Origin of the sequence: Nitrobacter winogradskyi Nb-255 (assembly GCF_000012725.1) — a bacterium.
In the GTDB taxonomy this organism is placed as follows: Bacteria; Pseudomonadota; Alphaproteobacteria; order Rhizobiales; family Xanthobacteraceae; genus Nitrobacter; species Nitrobacter winogradskyi.
Genome location: NC_007406.1, coordinates 991027 through 1004811, shown reverse-complemented (window position 1 = coordinate 1004811; position 13785 = coordinate 991027). Strand labels below are relative to the sequence as shown.

The window sequence follows — 13785 nt, the reverse complement described above, 5'->3', positions numbered from 1 at the left end:
CAATGAACTCGGGGCTGTTTTGCTCTCCTCGCGGAGAGAATGAGGATTCAATAGCACATGCGGCGTTCGGCGACCACAAGAGCCGCCTCGCGATCCTTCCTGCGGGGAAAGGCAGAAGGCGCGACTATTCCGCCAGCGCGCTCGTCAATGCCTTTATATTATGCCGGACCATGGCAATGTAAGTGGGGGCGTCACCCTTTTCATCGCTCAAACTGTCGGAATAGAGCGTGCCACCCACTCGGGCCCCGGCCTCAGTGGCGATCTGACGGATCAGCCGCGGATCGCCGAGGTCTTCCAGAAACACGGCCGGGATTTTCGCGGTCCGGATCTGCGTGATCGTGGCGGCGATATCGCGCGCGCTCGCCTCACTATCGGTCGATACGCCCTGCGGAGCAATGAAAGCGATGCCATAAGCCGCCTCGAAATAGCCGAAGGCATCATGGGTCGAGATCACCTTGCGACGCTCCGGTGGAATCCGGGCCACGCCCTCGCGAACCTCCCGATCCAGCGCGTCCAGTTTCGCGAGATAGTCGGCGGCGTTGCCGCGATAGACCGCCTCGCCCGCGGGGTCGGCCGCGATCAGCGCGTCCCGAATATTGGCGACGTAAATTTTGGCATTGGCGACGGACTGCCAGGCATGAGGATCCGCCGAATCTTCACCGCGCAGCGTTTGACCAGCCTCGGCCCCGCGCAATGGCACACCCGTGGCCGCGACGACGATCGCCGCATGACCGCCCGATGCCTGCACCAGCCGCGGCAACCAGCCTTCGAGGCCGAGGCCGTTGACGATGACCAGCCTCGCGGCCGCGACCTTCCTGGCATCCGCTGGCGTCGGCGTGAACACATGCGCGTCGCCATCCGTTCCGACCAGCGTCGTAACGTCGGTTCGCGCGCCTCCGACGGCCTGCGCGAAATCGCCGAGAATCGAGAAACTCGCGACCACGACGATCCGCTCGTCGGCGCGGTCTTCGGCGGTCTCCTGGGCGCTGGCGGGCGCAAGCGCGGCCAACAGGATCGCGATCACCCATATGACGGAACCATACCGCACCATGACCTCCACTCTACGCTTCGAGATGGGGCGCGGGAAAAAACCGTCGAACAATCCCGCCGGCGCGCCCGAACAGCACAGACAGGACATAGAATACCGACGCGACCAGAATGATCGCCGGTCCAGAAGGCACCTTGCTGTGAAACGACAACACCAGTCCGGCGTAACCGGACAAAAGCGCGCTGACCACGGCGATCATCATCATGCCGGTGATGTCGCGCGACCAGAATCGCGCGATGCCCGCCGGCAGGATCATCAACCCGACCGCCAGCAAGGTGCCCATCGCATGGAAGCCGTTGACGAGGTTCACGACGACCAGTCCAAGAAACGCCAGGTGCGCCGGCGCGCCGGCGCGGCTCACCGTGCGCAGAAACAGTGGATCGACGCATTCGAACACCAGCGGGCGGTAGATCACCGCGAGCACCACAAGAGTCACGGTGGCGTTGATCGCGATGACCATGAGTGTCTGGTCGTCCATCGCAAGGATGTTGCCGAACAGCACATGAAGCAGATCGATGTTGGTGCCCTTGACCGACACGATGGTGACGCCCAGCGCCAGCGAGGCGAGATAGAAGGTCGCCAGCGACGAGTCTTCTTTCAGTTCGGTGACGCGCGACACCACCCCCGCCAGAATCGCCACCGCGAATCCGGCGATTAATCCGCCAACGGTCATCGCGAACAGATTGAGGCCCGACAGCAGGAAACCGACCGCCGCTCCCGGCAGGATCGCATGCGCCATCGCATCGCCGACAAGACTCATCCCCCTCAACATCAGGAACACGCCGATCGGCGCGGCCCCGAGCGCGAGAGCCGCCGCCGCCGCCAGCGCGCGGCGCATGAATTCGAAATCGGCGAAGGGGGCGACCAGCGCGTCGTAGATCATGATGCCTCAGGCCACGCGCGGCGGAACGCGGACCGCGCAAGCGGCAGCGCTATCGTCGAAAGCTTCGCACATCTGCCGGGCTCGCGACAGGTTGCCGGCCGTCAACACCTGCCCGGTCGGGCCCCACGCCACCGCGCCGCGCGCCAGCAGCAACGTCTCCGGAAAATTCGCGCGCACCATTTCCATGTCGTGCAGCGCCGCCAGCACGGTGCGCTTCTCCTCGTGCCAGCGCCGCACCAGAGCGAGCAAATCGTCCGAGGTCTTGGCGTCAATGGCGTTGAACGGCTCATCCAGGACGATCACGCCGGCATCCTGCAACAGCACCCGGGCGAAGAGCATGCGCTGCATCTGCCCGCCGGACAACGTGCCGATGGAACGGTTTTCGAATCCGTTGAGGCCGACAGCCGCGAGAGCTTCCGCGATCCGCCGACATTCATGCCTGCCGAGTCGGCCGAACGCCCCGGTGGTTCGCCACAACCCGGAGCCGGTGAAATCAAACACCGAAATCGGAAAGCTGCGATCGATCTCCGCGCTCTGTGGCAAATAAGCGATGTCACGAATGTCGAGGTCGCCCAGGGCGATCGATCCGGCCAGCGGTTTGAGGATGCCCGTGATGCCGCGAAACAGAGTCGATTTGCCCGCGCCGTTCGGCCCGACCACCGCCAGCAGCGCGCCGGACGCGACCTCCCCGCTCAGGTGGTGCACGGCCGGATGCCGCTCATAGCCCAGCGTGACGTCACGAAATTGCAGTTGCGCTACCATCCCACGGTTGTCAGCAATACGGCGGCCCAAAGCACGACGCTGACCGCAAGCGCCGTTCCCACGCGCACAGCCAGCGCCATCCGCAGGATCGACCATGGTACTGCCTGGGCCGGATGCGGCGAGGACAGCGTATGGGCATGTCCGTTCGAATGTCCATCTTCGTGAGCTTGATCCTGGACGCGAGAGTGAGAATGCAGCACCTGAAACGCTTTCCGAACTCAGATTGTCACGACCGTTATATTATAACATCACAGATGTCCAGTGAACAAGACAATGGCTTCGGGAATCACACGCGCGCAAAAAAGGCGGCACCGCCGTGCCGCCTTCTGGAGTCCTTCCAGGAGTCGACCTGACCGCCGGTCAGGCGACCTTGGAGTAAAGTTGATCCACGTAATCCCAGTTCACGAGATGATCGAGGAACGCCTTGAGATAGTCCGGACGGCGGTTGCGATAGTCGATGTAGTAGGAGTGCTCCCAGACGTCGCAGCCGAGAATGGGGGTCGCGTTGTGAATCAGCGGGTTTTCGGCGTTCGGAGTCTTGGATACTTCCAGCTTGCCGTTCTTCACCTGAAGCCATGCCCAGCCCGAACCGAACTGTCCGGCGCCGGCTGCGGCGAAATCAGCTTTGAATTTCTCTAGGCTGCCGAAATCCTCGATGATCTTCTTCTCGAGGCGACCGGGAAGCTTGTCGCCGCCGCCGTTGGGCTTCATCCAGTTCCAGAAATGCAGGTGATTGTAGTGCTGGCCGGCGTTGTTGAACACGCCCACGGACGCGCTCTTGCCGTACGAGCTTCTCACGATATCCTCGAGCGACTTGCCCTCGAACTCGGTCCCCTTGATCGCGTTATTACCGTTGGTCACGTAAGCCTGATGGTGCTTATCATGATGATATTCCAAGGTTTCCTTGGACATATGGGGCGCGAGCGCGTCATGGGAATATGGCAGGTTCGGAAGCGTAAAGGTCATGGGTTGTTTGTCCGAATTGTTGGGAGTTTGTAAGGGGCCCCGGCGAAACCCGGTCAGGGGTTTCCGTCGCCAGTACGACACCTGCCGTTACATACCATAACTTGAGAAGGGTCAACGCCGGGTATGCCGCTGTTGCAGACTTCCTATTCATAAGACGCGCGGCTCGCTGCCGCATGCTTTCCGGTCGCGGAAGCCCACATGGCTCCCCCGACATAACCAGGCTACCGCCGCACATATGATGTTGCATGACGCGGTTTTTTTGTTATGCACCCTGGAGCCTTTCCGCTTCTGATTGAATCAGAAGCGCGGCTCTATGACTGTTTTGATGCGTTTTCTTCACGCGAACAGTCACCATTCTCGGGTCAGCCCGAGGACATGAACGCTCGAAAACGCTATAGAGCGGGATGAGGAAAAGTGTGTGTGGCGGTTTTCGCCCGCATCCCGCGTCTCAAAATATTGGAATCGATCACGATGGCTTTGGATTAATTCGATCCAAAACCATCGTGATCTGGGGGCTCTGGAGGTGGTTATCATGCTCGTGCGATCCGGATTTGTTATTGCAGTTCTTGCCGCCATGTTATCCGTCGCCGACGCACAGACAGCGGCCGACCCCACCGGCGTCTGGTTGACACAAGCGGGTGACGCCAAGGTTCGCGTCAGCAGATGCGGCGGCGGCCTTTGCGGCGTCATCGTCTGGTTGCGCAACCCGATCGATCCCGCGACAGGAAGACCCGCCGTCGACGATAAAAATCACAATCCCGCACTGTCCAGGCGACCGATGATCGGACTGCCGCTGTTCCGGGGCATGTCGCCGACCGGTCCCAACAAATGGTCAGGATCGATCTACAATGCCGATGATGGCAATACCTATGCCAGCAACGTCTCCGTCGCGGGCCCCGGCGCGCTGCGCGTGGAAGGCTGCGTCGGCGCGCTGTGCAGCGGAGAGGTCTGGACGCGGTCTCGCCGCTGAAGAACAAGTCGCCGGTCTCTCGTCTTCCCGGTCTCTCGTCTTCACAGTCTCTCGTCTTCACAGTCGCGTGGCGCGCAGCCGCAACGCGTTGCCGACGACGCTTACCGACGACAACGCCATGGCGGCGGCGGCCACGATCGGCGATAGCAGTAGGCCAAAGACCGGATAGAGCACACCGGCCGCGATCGGAATCCCGGCGGCATTGTACATAAAAGCAAAGAACAGATTCTGCCGGATATTGCGCATGGTCGCCTCGGAAAGGCGGCGGGCGCGAACCAGGCCCGTCAGATCTCCGCCGAGCAGCGTCACGCCGGCGCTCTCCATGGCGATATCGGTCCCGGTGCCCATGGCGATTCCGACATCGGCGGCGGCCAGCGCCGGCGCATCATTGATGCCGTCTCCAGCCATCGCCACGACGCGCCCCTCATTCTGAAGCCGGGCGACGACGGCGCTCTTCTGTTCGGGAAGAACATCGGCCTCGACATCGGCAATACCAAGCTGCCTGGCGATCGCGTTAGCGGTGGTGCGGTTGTCGCCGGTCAGCATGATGACCCTGATGCCGTCGCCCGCCAGCGCTTTCAGGGCCGCTCGCGTTGAGGCTTTCACGGGATCAGCGATCGCGAGCAGACCTGCCAGCCTGCCGTCAAACGCGACATTGACGACGGTGGCTCCGTCATCGCGCAGGTCATCGGCTAATGGGGCCATGTCCCGAACAGCGACATTCCGGGATTCGAGAAACGCGGCCGAGCCGACCAGCACGGTCTTTCCCGCGACCTTTCCGATCACGCCCTTTCCGGCCGGAGCATCGAACTCCTGCACCTCGCCCAGCGCCAGACCGCGCTCCGTCGCCGCGGCTACGATGGCGTCCGCCAGCGGATGCTCGCTGGATCGCTCGACGGTTGCGGCAAGGCGCAGCAGATCATCTTTTTCGATACCTTCCACAGCCTCGACGGCGACAACCTTGGGCTTGCCCTCGGTCAGGGTGCCGGTCTTGTCGACCACCAGCGTGTCGACTTTCTCCATGCGCTCGAGCGCTTCGGCGTTCCTGATCAGCACACCGGCCTGCGCGCCGCGTCCGACGCCCACCATGATCGACATCGGCGTGGCGAGCCCGAGCGCGCATGGGCAGGCGATGATCAGCACGCTCACCGCGGCGACCAGGCCGAAGGCCAGGCGCGGCTCGGGGCCGACGAAGGACCAGACCGCAAACGCCACGACGGCCGCGGCGATGACGGCGGGCACGAACCAGCCAGCCACCCGATCGGCCAGCCGCTGGATCGGAGCGCGGGACCGCTGCGCCTGCGCCACCATCTGCACGATCCGCGACAACAGCGTGTCGCGTCCGACCTTCTCCGCCCGCATGATGAAACTGCCGGACCGGTTGATGGCGCCGGCGATCACTTTTGAGCCCGCTTCCCTGGCAACCGGCATGGATTCACCGGTCACCATCGATTCATCGAGGGAGGAGCGCCCCTCGATGATCAGGCCGTCCACCGCCACCTTCTCACCGGGACGAACCCGGAGCCGGTCGCCGACAGCCACCTCGCCGAGCGCCACGTCGTGGTCCGCGCCTTGCTCATCGACCCGGCGCGCGGTCTTCGGCGCAAGATCAAGCAGCGCCTTGATAGCGCCGGAAGTTGCCTCGCGCGCGCGCAACTCAAGCACCTGCCCGAGCAGCACCAGGATCGTGATGACAGCCGCCGCCTCGAAATACACCGCGACCGCGCCATCAGCCCCGCGAAAGGCGGGCGGGAAAATCGCAGGCGTCATGGTGGCGGCAAGGCTGTAGAGATAAGCCACACCGGTACCCATCGCGATCAGCGTGAACATGTTCAGGTTGCGCGTCGTCAGCGATTGCCAGCCGCGTACGAAAAAAGGCCAGCCGGCCCAGAACACCACCGGCGTCGCGAACGCCAGTTGAATCCAGTTCGACAGCGTTTGATCTATCCAGCCGTGCGCTCCGGCGATATGCGCGCCCATGTCCAGCGTGATTACAGGCAGCGCGAGAATCAACCCGATCCAGAACCGGCGCGACATATTTGCGAGTTCAGGGTTGGGCGCGTCGTCCAGCGACACAAGCTCGGGCTCCAGCGCCATGCCGCAGATCGGACAGGCGCCGGGGCCAACCTGGCGAACCTCCGGATCCATCGGGCAAATGTAGATCGTGCCTTCCGGCAGGTCCGCCGGCGGCGGCGCCCTGGACTTGTCGAGATAGGACCGCGGCGCGGCGGCGAACTTGGTCCGGCAGCCGGCGCAGCAGAAGTGATACGTCGTATCCTGATAATCGAAGCGATGCTTGCTGGTCCGCGGATCGACCGTCATGCCGCAGACCGGATCGACAGCTTTTCCATCGGTCATCGCATCGGCATGACCGTGGTGCTGCTCGTGATGGTTATCCGAGTCGTGGTCATGCGCATGGTGGTCATGAGTCGCTTCCCTGTCGCCGCAGCAGCTGGACTCGGGCGATGCAGCGGCGGGTGATGCAGCCTGCTTTTCCCCGGAGCAGCCGCAGCCGTTCCCGCTTTTGGACCCTGGTCGCCCTGCTGTGTTCATCCGGACCTCCGCAGTCCTCTTGCGGTACATACCCTGTGGGGGTATATATCCGGCATGCGCGACAATATCAAGATATCCTGCCGCAAGCGCCTCAGCCGGATCGAAGGCCAGGTTCGCGGACTGTCCCGGATGGTGGAAGAAGACCGTTATTGTATCGACATCGTGACGCAGATATCGGCGGTCCGCGCCGCGCTCCGGCGCGTCGAGGAAGAAGTGCTGAAGGATCATGTCGCGCATTGCGTCGAGCACGCGATCACCAGCGGCAACAAGACCGATCAGCGACGCAAGATATCCGAGCTGATGGCCGTCATCGAACGGGCGAGCCGGTAGCGGGCTGGAGCCTGTTTCAACTGCGTTGAATCCGATTCAACCACGTTACATCAGACTCGCCACGTATCTTTTTGTTTGAGCATGATCTTTTCCGAGAACCGGTTCTCACTTTGCGCTGGCGCGGCCCTCCGGGTCGGGATCATGCTCTGGCGCGGCAGCGACGGATGCCGCACACGGCCTTCCCCAGCGATTCTACGTACGAATGATAATGGGACTTCTTAAGCACGCCAAATCTGGCTAGGCTCCTTCAGGGGGGCACGCCAATGCACAGCGCAAATTGCGATGATCGACAAGATGTCGGGGTCGATGTTGCGGAGGATACTGCGGAAGATACCAAGGCCCCTGTAATCGTTGCGGATGTCGCAGCCAGCTTTACATACGCATCCTACCAGAATGCGATTCCGGTTATCCGATCCCTGCTGATCGAGAACGTAAGCGACCGGCATTTCGAGAACTGCACGCTTGACCTGTCCTCTTCGCCTTCGTTTCTGAGACCGAAAACGTGGACCATCGATCGGCTGCTGCCCGGGGACAAGATTCCCTTGAGCGACCGGAAGGTCGAACTGGATGCCGGTTATCTTGCGGGTCTCAACGAGGCGGAACGCGGCGAGATCACGCTACGCCTTTCCTTGAGAGAAGAGGTCCTTGACGAGCGGCGCCTTCCCGTCAGGCTGCTTGCGCGTGATGAATGGGGCGGCGTCGCCGATATGGCGCAACTGCTGCCGGCCTTCGCGATGCCGAACGACCCGGCTGTGGCCCCGATCCTGCTGGCCGCGGCGGAACGGCTTGCCGCGCATGGCCATCCGAGCGGACTGGATGGGTACCAATCGCAGGACCCCAAGCGTGCCTATATGCTGACGGCGGCCGCCTATTCAGCGATTGCCGGGATGGGGCTGCACTATGCCGAGCCACCCGCGAGCTTTGAGAACCTTGGCCAGAAGATCCGGCGTCCCGGCACGATCGCCGAGCAACGGCTGGCGACCTGCCTCGACACCACGCTGCTTTTCGCCGCCGCGCTGGAAGCCGCCGGATTGCACCCGGTCATCCTGATGTTCCGTGGACACGCGGCAGCCGGCGTGTGGTTGACCAAAAGGACCTTCGCCCAGGCGATCGAGACCGACCAGATGGAGGTTCGCAAGGCGCTGGCGTCGCGCGAACTGGTCGTCTTCGAGACCACCGGCGTGACCCATCGCCCTGCTTCGACCTTCGACAGTGCGCAGCAGGCGCTGGATCGCCGTCTCGCGGAGGAAGAAGCCCACGCTTTTGTCGCGGCGATCGACATCAGGCGATCCCGAAGCGGTGGAATCACGCCGCTCGCCTCGCATGAGCCGATCGCGGATAGTACCGTCGATGACGATACGGCTCCCGTCCCGGCTCTACCGCTTCCCGCAGCCCCGACTTTCGGCGAGCTGCCGGTCGAAGCGATCGAGGTGAAGCCGACCACCGCCGCCGGCCGCATCGACCGCTGGCAGAAGAAGCTGCTCGACCTGACCCTCCGCAACCGGCTTCTCAATTTTCCGGACACTAAGAAGACGATCCCGTTTCTCTGCACCGATATCGCCTATCTTGAAGACCGGCTCGCGAACGGCGCCGCCATCCGGATCATATCGTTGCCGGAGCAGAACCCGCTCGGCGAACGCGACGCGACGATCTATCGTGAGGTTCACGGACGCGATCTTCAGCGCGGCTTCGCGGCCGAAGCGCTGCTCAGGGACGAGCTTCCCTCACCGCTGGAGGCGCAACAACTCGAGGCGCGGCTGATCGATCTCTATCGGCAGGTCCGCAACGATTTTGCCGAAGGTGGAGCGAACACTCTCTTTCTCGCCGTCGGTTTCCTGCGCTGGAAGAAGAAGCCGGAAGATGAGCGCAGCTATCGCGCGCCGCTTCTGCTGGTCCCGGTGAAGCTCGAACGCCGCAGCGCGAGTTCGCGTTTCACCATTCGCTTCCATGAGGATGAGCCACGCTTCAACGCGACCCTGCTGCAATTCCTGGAGCGGGTTTTCGACCTGACGCTCCCCCAGTTCGGCGGCGACCTGCCGCTCGACGATAACGGTGTGGATGTGCCGCGCCTTCTCGCCATGATGCGCCAGGCCATCCGCGATGTGCCGGGCATGGAGGTGGTCGACGAGACGGCTTTGTCGACCTTCTCCTTTGCGAAATTCCTCATGTGGAAGGATCTGGTCGAACGCACCGAGGCGCTTCGCGAGAACCGGGTGGTCCGCCACCTGATCGACACGCCTGAGCAGGCCTTTTCGGAAGGCGACGGACAAACGACATTCCCCGACGAACGCGAGCTCGATCGCGTTTATGCGCCGGCGAACATCATCTGCCTTCTTCCCGCGGATTCGTCGCAGACGGCGGCGAGCCTCGCGGCGGCCGAGGGACGCGATTTCGTCATCGTCGGCCCGCCCGGCACGGGCAAGAGCCAGACCATCGCCAACATGATCGCGAACTGCCTCGCGGTCGGAAAGACGGTGCTGTTCGTGGCCGAAAAGACCGCCGCGCTCGACGTCGTCTATCGACGGCTGCGCGAACATGGCCTCGGAAATCACTGCATCGAATTGCACTCGAACAAGGCTGACCGCAGGCATTTCCTCGGACAGCTCAAGGCGGCCTGGGAGCATGGAGGCCGAACCGATGCGTCCGAATGGGTGGAGATCAACGAGCGTCTTCGACTGCGCCGCGACGAGCTGAATGCTTATGTCGAAGCCCTGCACAAGCGCTATCCGAACGGATGGACGCCCTATCATGCGCTGGGAATCGCGCTCAATGCCGCGGACGCTCCGGCGCCGGCCTTTTCATGGCCGGAACGGGATGCTCATGACGCGCAGACTCTGCGCGATCTTGAAGAACTCGCCGCCGAACTCGGCCTTGTCTTCGCGTCGATCGAACGGCAGCCGTCGCTGGATCTCGTCGACGTCGCCGACTGGAGCTCGGGCTGGCAGGACAGCCTGCTGACGGCGGCAACATCCCTGCGGAACGCGATCGATCTGCTGGCCAGTTCGTTCGAAGGCTATGCCGCCGTCCTTGGTCTGAAGCCTCGGGAACGGCTGTCACAAACCGAGCTTCAGGATCTGGCGGCCCTTGCAACGGCACTTCAGAAAAGTCGCGACCGCGACATCACGATCGCTTCCGATCGGGAGTTTGCCCTGTGCGCCCAAGCATTAGACGGTTTAGGCAGGTCCATCAGCGATTACCGCGAAGCGGAGCGAGGCCTCAGCGCTTCCTATGGCGCCTCCGCCATTCGCGATCTCGACCCGGCGGACTTGCAGCGGCAGTGGCGTGAGGCAAATGCTTCCTTCTGGCCCGGCGCGATGCTCGGCAAGCGCAAGATCCAGAAGCTGCTGCAAGCCTATGCCGCCGGTGGCACCGCCGATCCTGAAAGGGATCTTCCGTTGCTCCGGCGCATGAAGAAATGCCTTTCGGCAATCGACGAAAACCTGCTGGTGACGAAGCCGTTGCCGGTCAATGGTCTGGACACCGATCTTGAATCGGTCGCGAACATCATTGAACTTGCGCGGGAGCTTCGGGATGCCTTGTGCTTGCCGAATATAGAGCAAGACGACCTTCGTTCGATCGGCCGCTCCGTCGCCGCCTGCCTGCGCGGCGCGGCGGAAGACGACAGGGTGCGGCGAGCCGGGGACAGGCTTCTCGCTGCAATCCAGGGCCTGGAGAGCGCGGGCCGGCGTTTCTCGGACCTGTCGGGCCGCGACATTCAGCCCGGACAGAACGGAAGCGACCTCTCGACAGTGCGGGAGAAACTTGCGGCCCTCGCGAACACGCAGCATCTGTTGCGCGACTGGGCGGCCTGGTGCCGCGTCAGGAGCCGGGCGCTGGCGTCCAGCCTTGCTTCGCTGGTCGAGCGGATCGAGAAGGGAGAGGTCCGGCCCGGTGAAGCGCGCGTTGCGTTTCGCCTCGGTTATGCCCGGTGGTGGCTTCCCAAAGTTCTCGATGCCGATCCGGTCCTGCGGAATTTCCGGCGTTTCCAGCACGAGAACACCATCAAGGAATTCCGTGAGATCGACGATCTCGTGCGCGCGCACGCCACCCGTCGCGTGATCGGCGCGATCGCGCATGGTTTGCCGCCCGTGCAGAGCGTCCCGCGCAATTCCGAGCTCGGGCTGCTCCGCCACCAGATGGAGTTGCAGCGCCCCAGCCAGTCTATACGCGACATGATCGGCAGGATGCCGCAGAGCTTTTCCCGGCTCGCGCCCTGCATGCTGATGTCGCCGCTCTCCATCGCACAGTATCTTCCGCCCAATCAGGCGCTCTTTGACGTCGTGATCTTCGACGAGGCCTCGCAGATCACGACCTGGGACGCGGTTGGCGCCATCGCGCGAGCGCGCCAGACCATCATCGTCGGCGACCCCAAGCAGTTGCCGCCGACAAACTTCTTTGGACGCAACGAAGATGACGACGAGGAGATCGCCGACTACGAGAAGGATCTGGAGAGCATTCTCGACGAGGCCAAAGCCGCCGGCATACCGGTCCGCGATTTGAGATGGCATTATCGCAGCCGAAGCGAATCCCTGATCGCCTTCTCAAACCATCACTATTACCAGAACCGCCTGGTGACCTTTCCCTCGCCGTCCGTCGAAGACCGGGCGGTGCAACTGCGCAAGGTGCCGCATGGTGTCTACGACCGCGGCAAGAGCCGGACCAACAAGATCGAGGCCGAAGCGGTCGTCAAGGAAGCCGTGGCGCGCATGAAGGCCTGGCTGAGGCTTCCCGAAAAAGAGCGGCCGACGCTCGGCGTGATCACATTCAACGCACAGCAGCAGTCGCTGATTCTCGATCGTCTCGATGCCGCGCGCCGTGACGATGCCGAGATTGAGTGGTTCTTTGCCGAGGAGCGGGTCGAGCCGGCCATCGTCAAGAATCTCGAAAACGTGCAGGGCGACGAGCGGGACGTGATCCTTTTCTCGATCACTTTCTGGAAGGATGCCGCCGGCATACTCAAGATGGATTTCGGCGCGCTCAACCGCGACGGCGGCGAGCGGCGCCTCAACGTCGCCGTGACCCGCGCGCGGCAGGAACTCATCGTGTTTTCGGGCTTCACGGCCGACCAGATCGACACGTCCCGGACCAAGGCGATCGCCGTGCAGCACCTCAAGACATTCCTCAACTACGCCGAACGCGGCGCGATCGCCCTGCCCGCCCAGGATGACGGGTCTGTCGGCGGCTTCGATTCCCCCTTCGAGGAAGCGGTCGCTGCACAACTGGAGCGACGCGGCTGGATGGTCGTGCCGCAGGTCGGGATTTCCGGCTTTCGCATCGACCTCGGCATTCGCCATCCTGATCTGGCCGGAGCCTATCTCGCAGGCGTTGAATGTGACGGCGCCACCTATCACGGATCGGCCACCGCAAGGGACCGCGACAAGGTTCGTGAGCAAGTGTTGAGAGGGCTGGGCTGGAATATCCTCCGCGTGTGGTCGACGGACTGGTGGTTCGATGCCGCGGGCTGCGCCGGGCGGTTGCACGCCGGCCTCACAAGCCTGCTGGACCAAAGCCGAGCGCGCCGCGCCGCCGAGCAGGAAGAGATCGCGACCCATTGGGACATGGGACACAACGTGGAGGGGATCGACGAGATTCGCGACGACGAGGCCGCAGCCATCGTTGACGAGGTGATGCCGCCTCCGGCGCCCGCTGAAACCGAACGCGTATCGGTGGAGTCGCCGGCAGAGTCTTGCAAGGTCAAAGCGACCACGGCGCAACCGGATGTTCATCCGATGCCGGCCGACATTCCGGACAAACGGCAATACCACGTCACCGATCTCTCCAGCTTCAAAGCGGATCCGGATCAGTTCTTCGAATTCGGCTATCGCGACACGCTGCGAGGCATGATCGAGGCCGTCATCGAAACCGAAAGCCCTTTGCGCACGGACATTCTCGCCAAAAGAATTTCACGGGCGTATGGCTGGCTGCGCACAGGCGGGCGCATCAGGGAGCAGATCGATCTGCACCTGCGCGGTTACGACACGACGCACGAATCGAGCGGCGAGTTCATCTGGAAAAAGGGAGCCGTGGTCGACGTTCTGGCCTATCGGCAGCCAGTCGACGAGGATGCGCGGAGGGCGGTCGCGGATATTCCACTTGCCGAACTGGCCTCCGTGGCGCTCGACAATCCTGACCTGCTGGACGACACGGACCCCGTGCGCTATCTGGCGCGTCTCCTCGGCGTCGAACGCCTTGCGGCGGTATCCCGCGCCCGCCTCGACGAAGCGATCACAAGAGCCCGCCAGCATATCACGACCGTTCAGCCATCCGGATAGG

General features: G+C 63.0%; 8 protein-coding genes. 3 read left to right on the top strand and 5 right to left on the bottom strand.

Features of this window, described 5'->3' with window-relative positions; genetic code table 11:
• Positions 1-124: 124 nt before the first annotated feature.
• The 4 genes from NWI_RS04755 to NWI_RS04735 all read right to left on the bottom strand — a co-directional run bounded on the left by NWI_RS04755 (position 125) and on the right by NWI_RS04735 (position 3659).
• On the bottom strand, positions 125-1051 hold the full coding sequence (locus NWI_RS04755) for a metal ABC transporter solute-binding protein, Zn/Mn family (protein WP_041345387.1): 927 nt from the start codon (positions 1049-1051) through the stop codon (positions 125-127).
• Positions 1052-1061: 10 nt separating this feature from the next.
• Positions 1062-1931, bottom strand: coding sequence for a metal ABC transporter permease (locus tag NWI_RS04750; protein ID WP_011314218.1), 870 nt, complete (start codon positions 1929-1931; stop codon positions 1062-1064).
• Positions 1932-1937: 6 nt separating this feature from the next.
• On the bottom strand, positions 1938-2693 hold the full coding sequence (locus tag NWI_RS04745) for a metal ABC transporter ATP-binding protein (protein WP_011314217.1): 756 nt from the start codon (positions 2691-2693) through the stop codon (positions 1938-1940).
• Positions 2694-3053: 360 nt separating this feature from the next.
• A complete protein-coding gene (locus NWI_RS04735) occupies positions 3054-3659 on the bottom strand; it encodes a superoxide dismutase (protein ID WP_011314216.1) in 606 nt (201 codons plus the stop codon).
• 532 nt (positions 3660-4191) lie between these two features.
• On the opposite strand from NWI_RS04735, the gene NWI_RS04730 reads away from it, so the two are divergent.
• On the top strand, positions 4192-4629 hold the full coding sequence (locus NWI_RS04730; protein ID WP_011314215.1) for a DUF2147 domain-containing protein: 438 nt from the start codon (positions 4192-4194) through the stop codon (positions 4627-4629).
• A 57-nt stretch (positions 4630-4686) separates the two neighbouring features.
• Here the strand turns inward: NWI_RS04730 and NWI_RS04725 are convergent, their stop codons facing one another.
• Positions 4687-7182 (bottom strand): heavy metal translocating P-type ATPase, encoded by a 2496-nt coding sequence (locus NWI_RS04725; RefSeq protein ID WP_011314214.1) that lies wholly within the window; start codon positions 7180-7182, stop codon positions 4687-4689.
• A gap of 54 nt (positions 7183-7236) precedes the next feature.
• Here NWI_RS04725 and NWI_RS04720 point away from each other — a divergent pair, with 54 nt between their 5' ends.
• Positions 7237-7512: a metal-sensitive transcriptional regulator gene (locus NWI_RS04720; protein ID WP_011314213.1), complete on the top strand. Its 276-nt coding sequence runs from the start codon at positions 7237-7239 to the stop codon at positions 7510-7512.
• 263 nt (positions 7513-7775) lie between these two features.
• On the top strand, positions 7776-13784 hold the full coding sequence (locus NWI_RS04715; protein ID WP_011314212.1) for a DUF3320 domain-containing protein: 6009 nt from the start codon (positions 7776-7778) through the stop codon (positions 13782-13784).
• Position 13785 lies beyond the last annotated feature (1 nt).

Bases quoted from the DNA above. Each gene is read 5' to 3' on its own strand.
- NWI_RS04745 (WP_011314217.1), bottom strand. From the start codon at position 2,693: ATGGTAGCGCAACTGCAATTTCGTGACGTCACGCTGGGCTATGAGCGG.
- NWI_RS04720 (WP_011314213.1), top strand. From the start codon at position 7,237: ATGCGCGACAATATCAAGATATCCTGCCGCAAGCGCCTCAGCCGGATC.
- NWI_RS04750 (WP_011314218.1), bottom strand. From the start codon at position 1,931: ATGATCTACGACGCGCTGGTCGCCCCCTTCGCCGATTTCGAATTCATG.
- NWI_RS04730 (WP_011314215.1), top strand. From the start codon at position 4,192: ATGCTCGTGCGATCCGGATTTGTTATTGCAGTTCTTGCCGCCATGTTA.
- NWI_RS04755 (WP_041345387.1), bottom strand. From the start codon at position 1,051: ATGGTGCGGTATGGTTCCGTCATATGGGTGATCGCGATCCTGTTGGCC.
- NWI_RS04735 (WP_011314216.1), bottom strand. From the start codon at position 3,659: ATGACCTTTACGCTTCCGAACCTGCCATATTCCCATGACGCGCTCGCG.
- NWI_RS04715 (WP_011314212.1), top strand. From the start codon at position 7,776: ATGCACAGCGCAAATTGCGATGATCGACAAGATGTCGGGGTCGATGTT.
- NWI_RS04725 (WP_011314214.1), bottom strand. From the start codon at position 7,182: ATGAACACAGCAGGGCGACCAGGGTCCAAAAGCGGGAACGGCTGCGGC.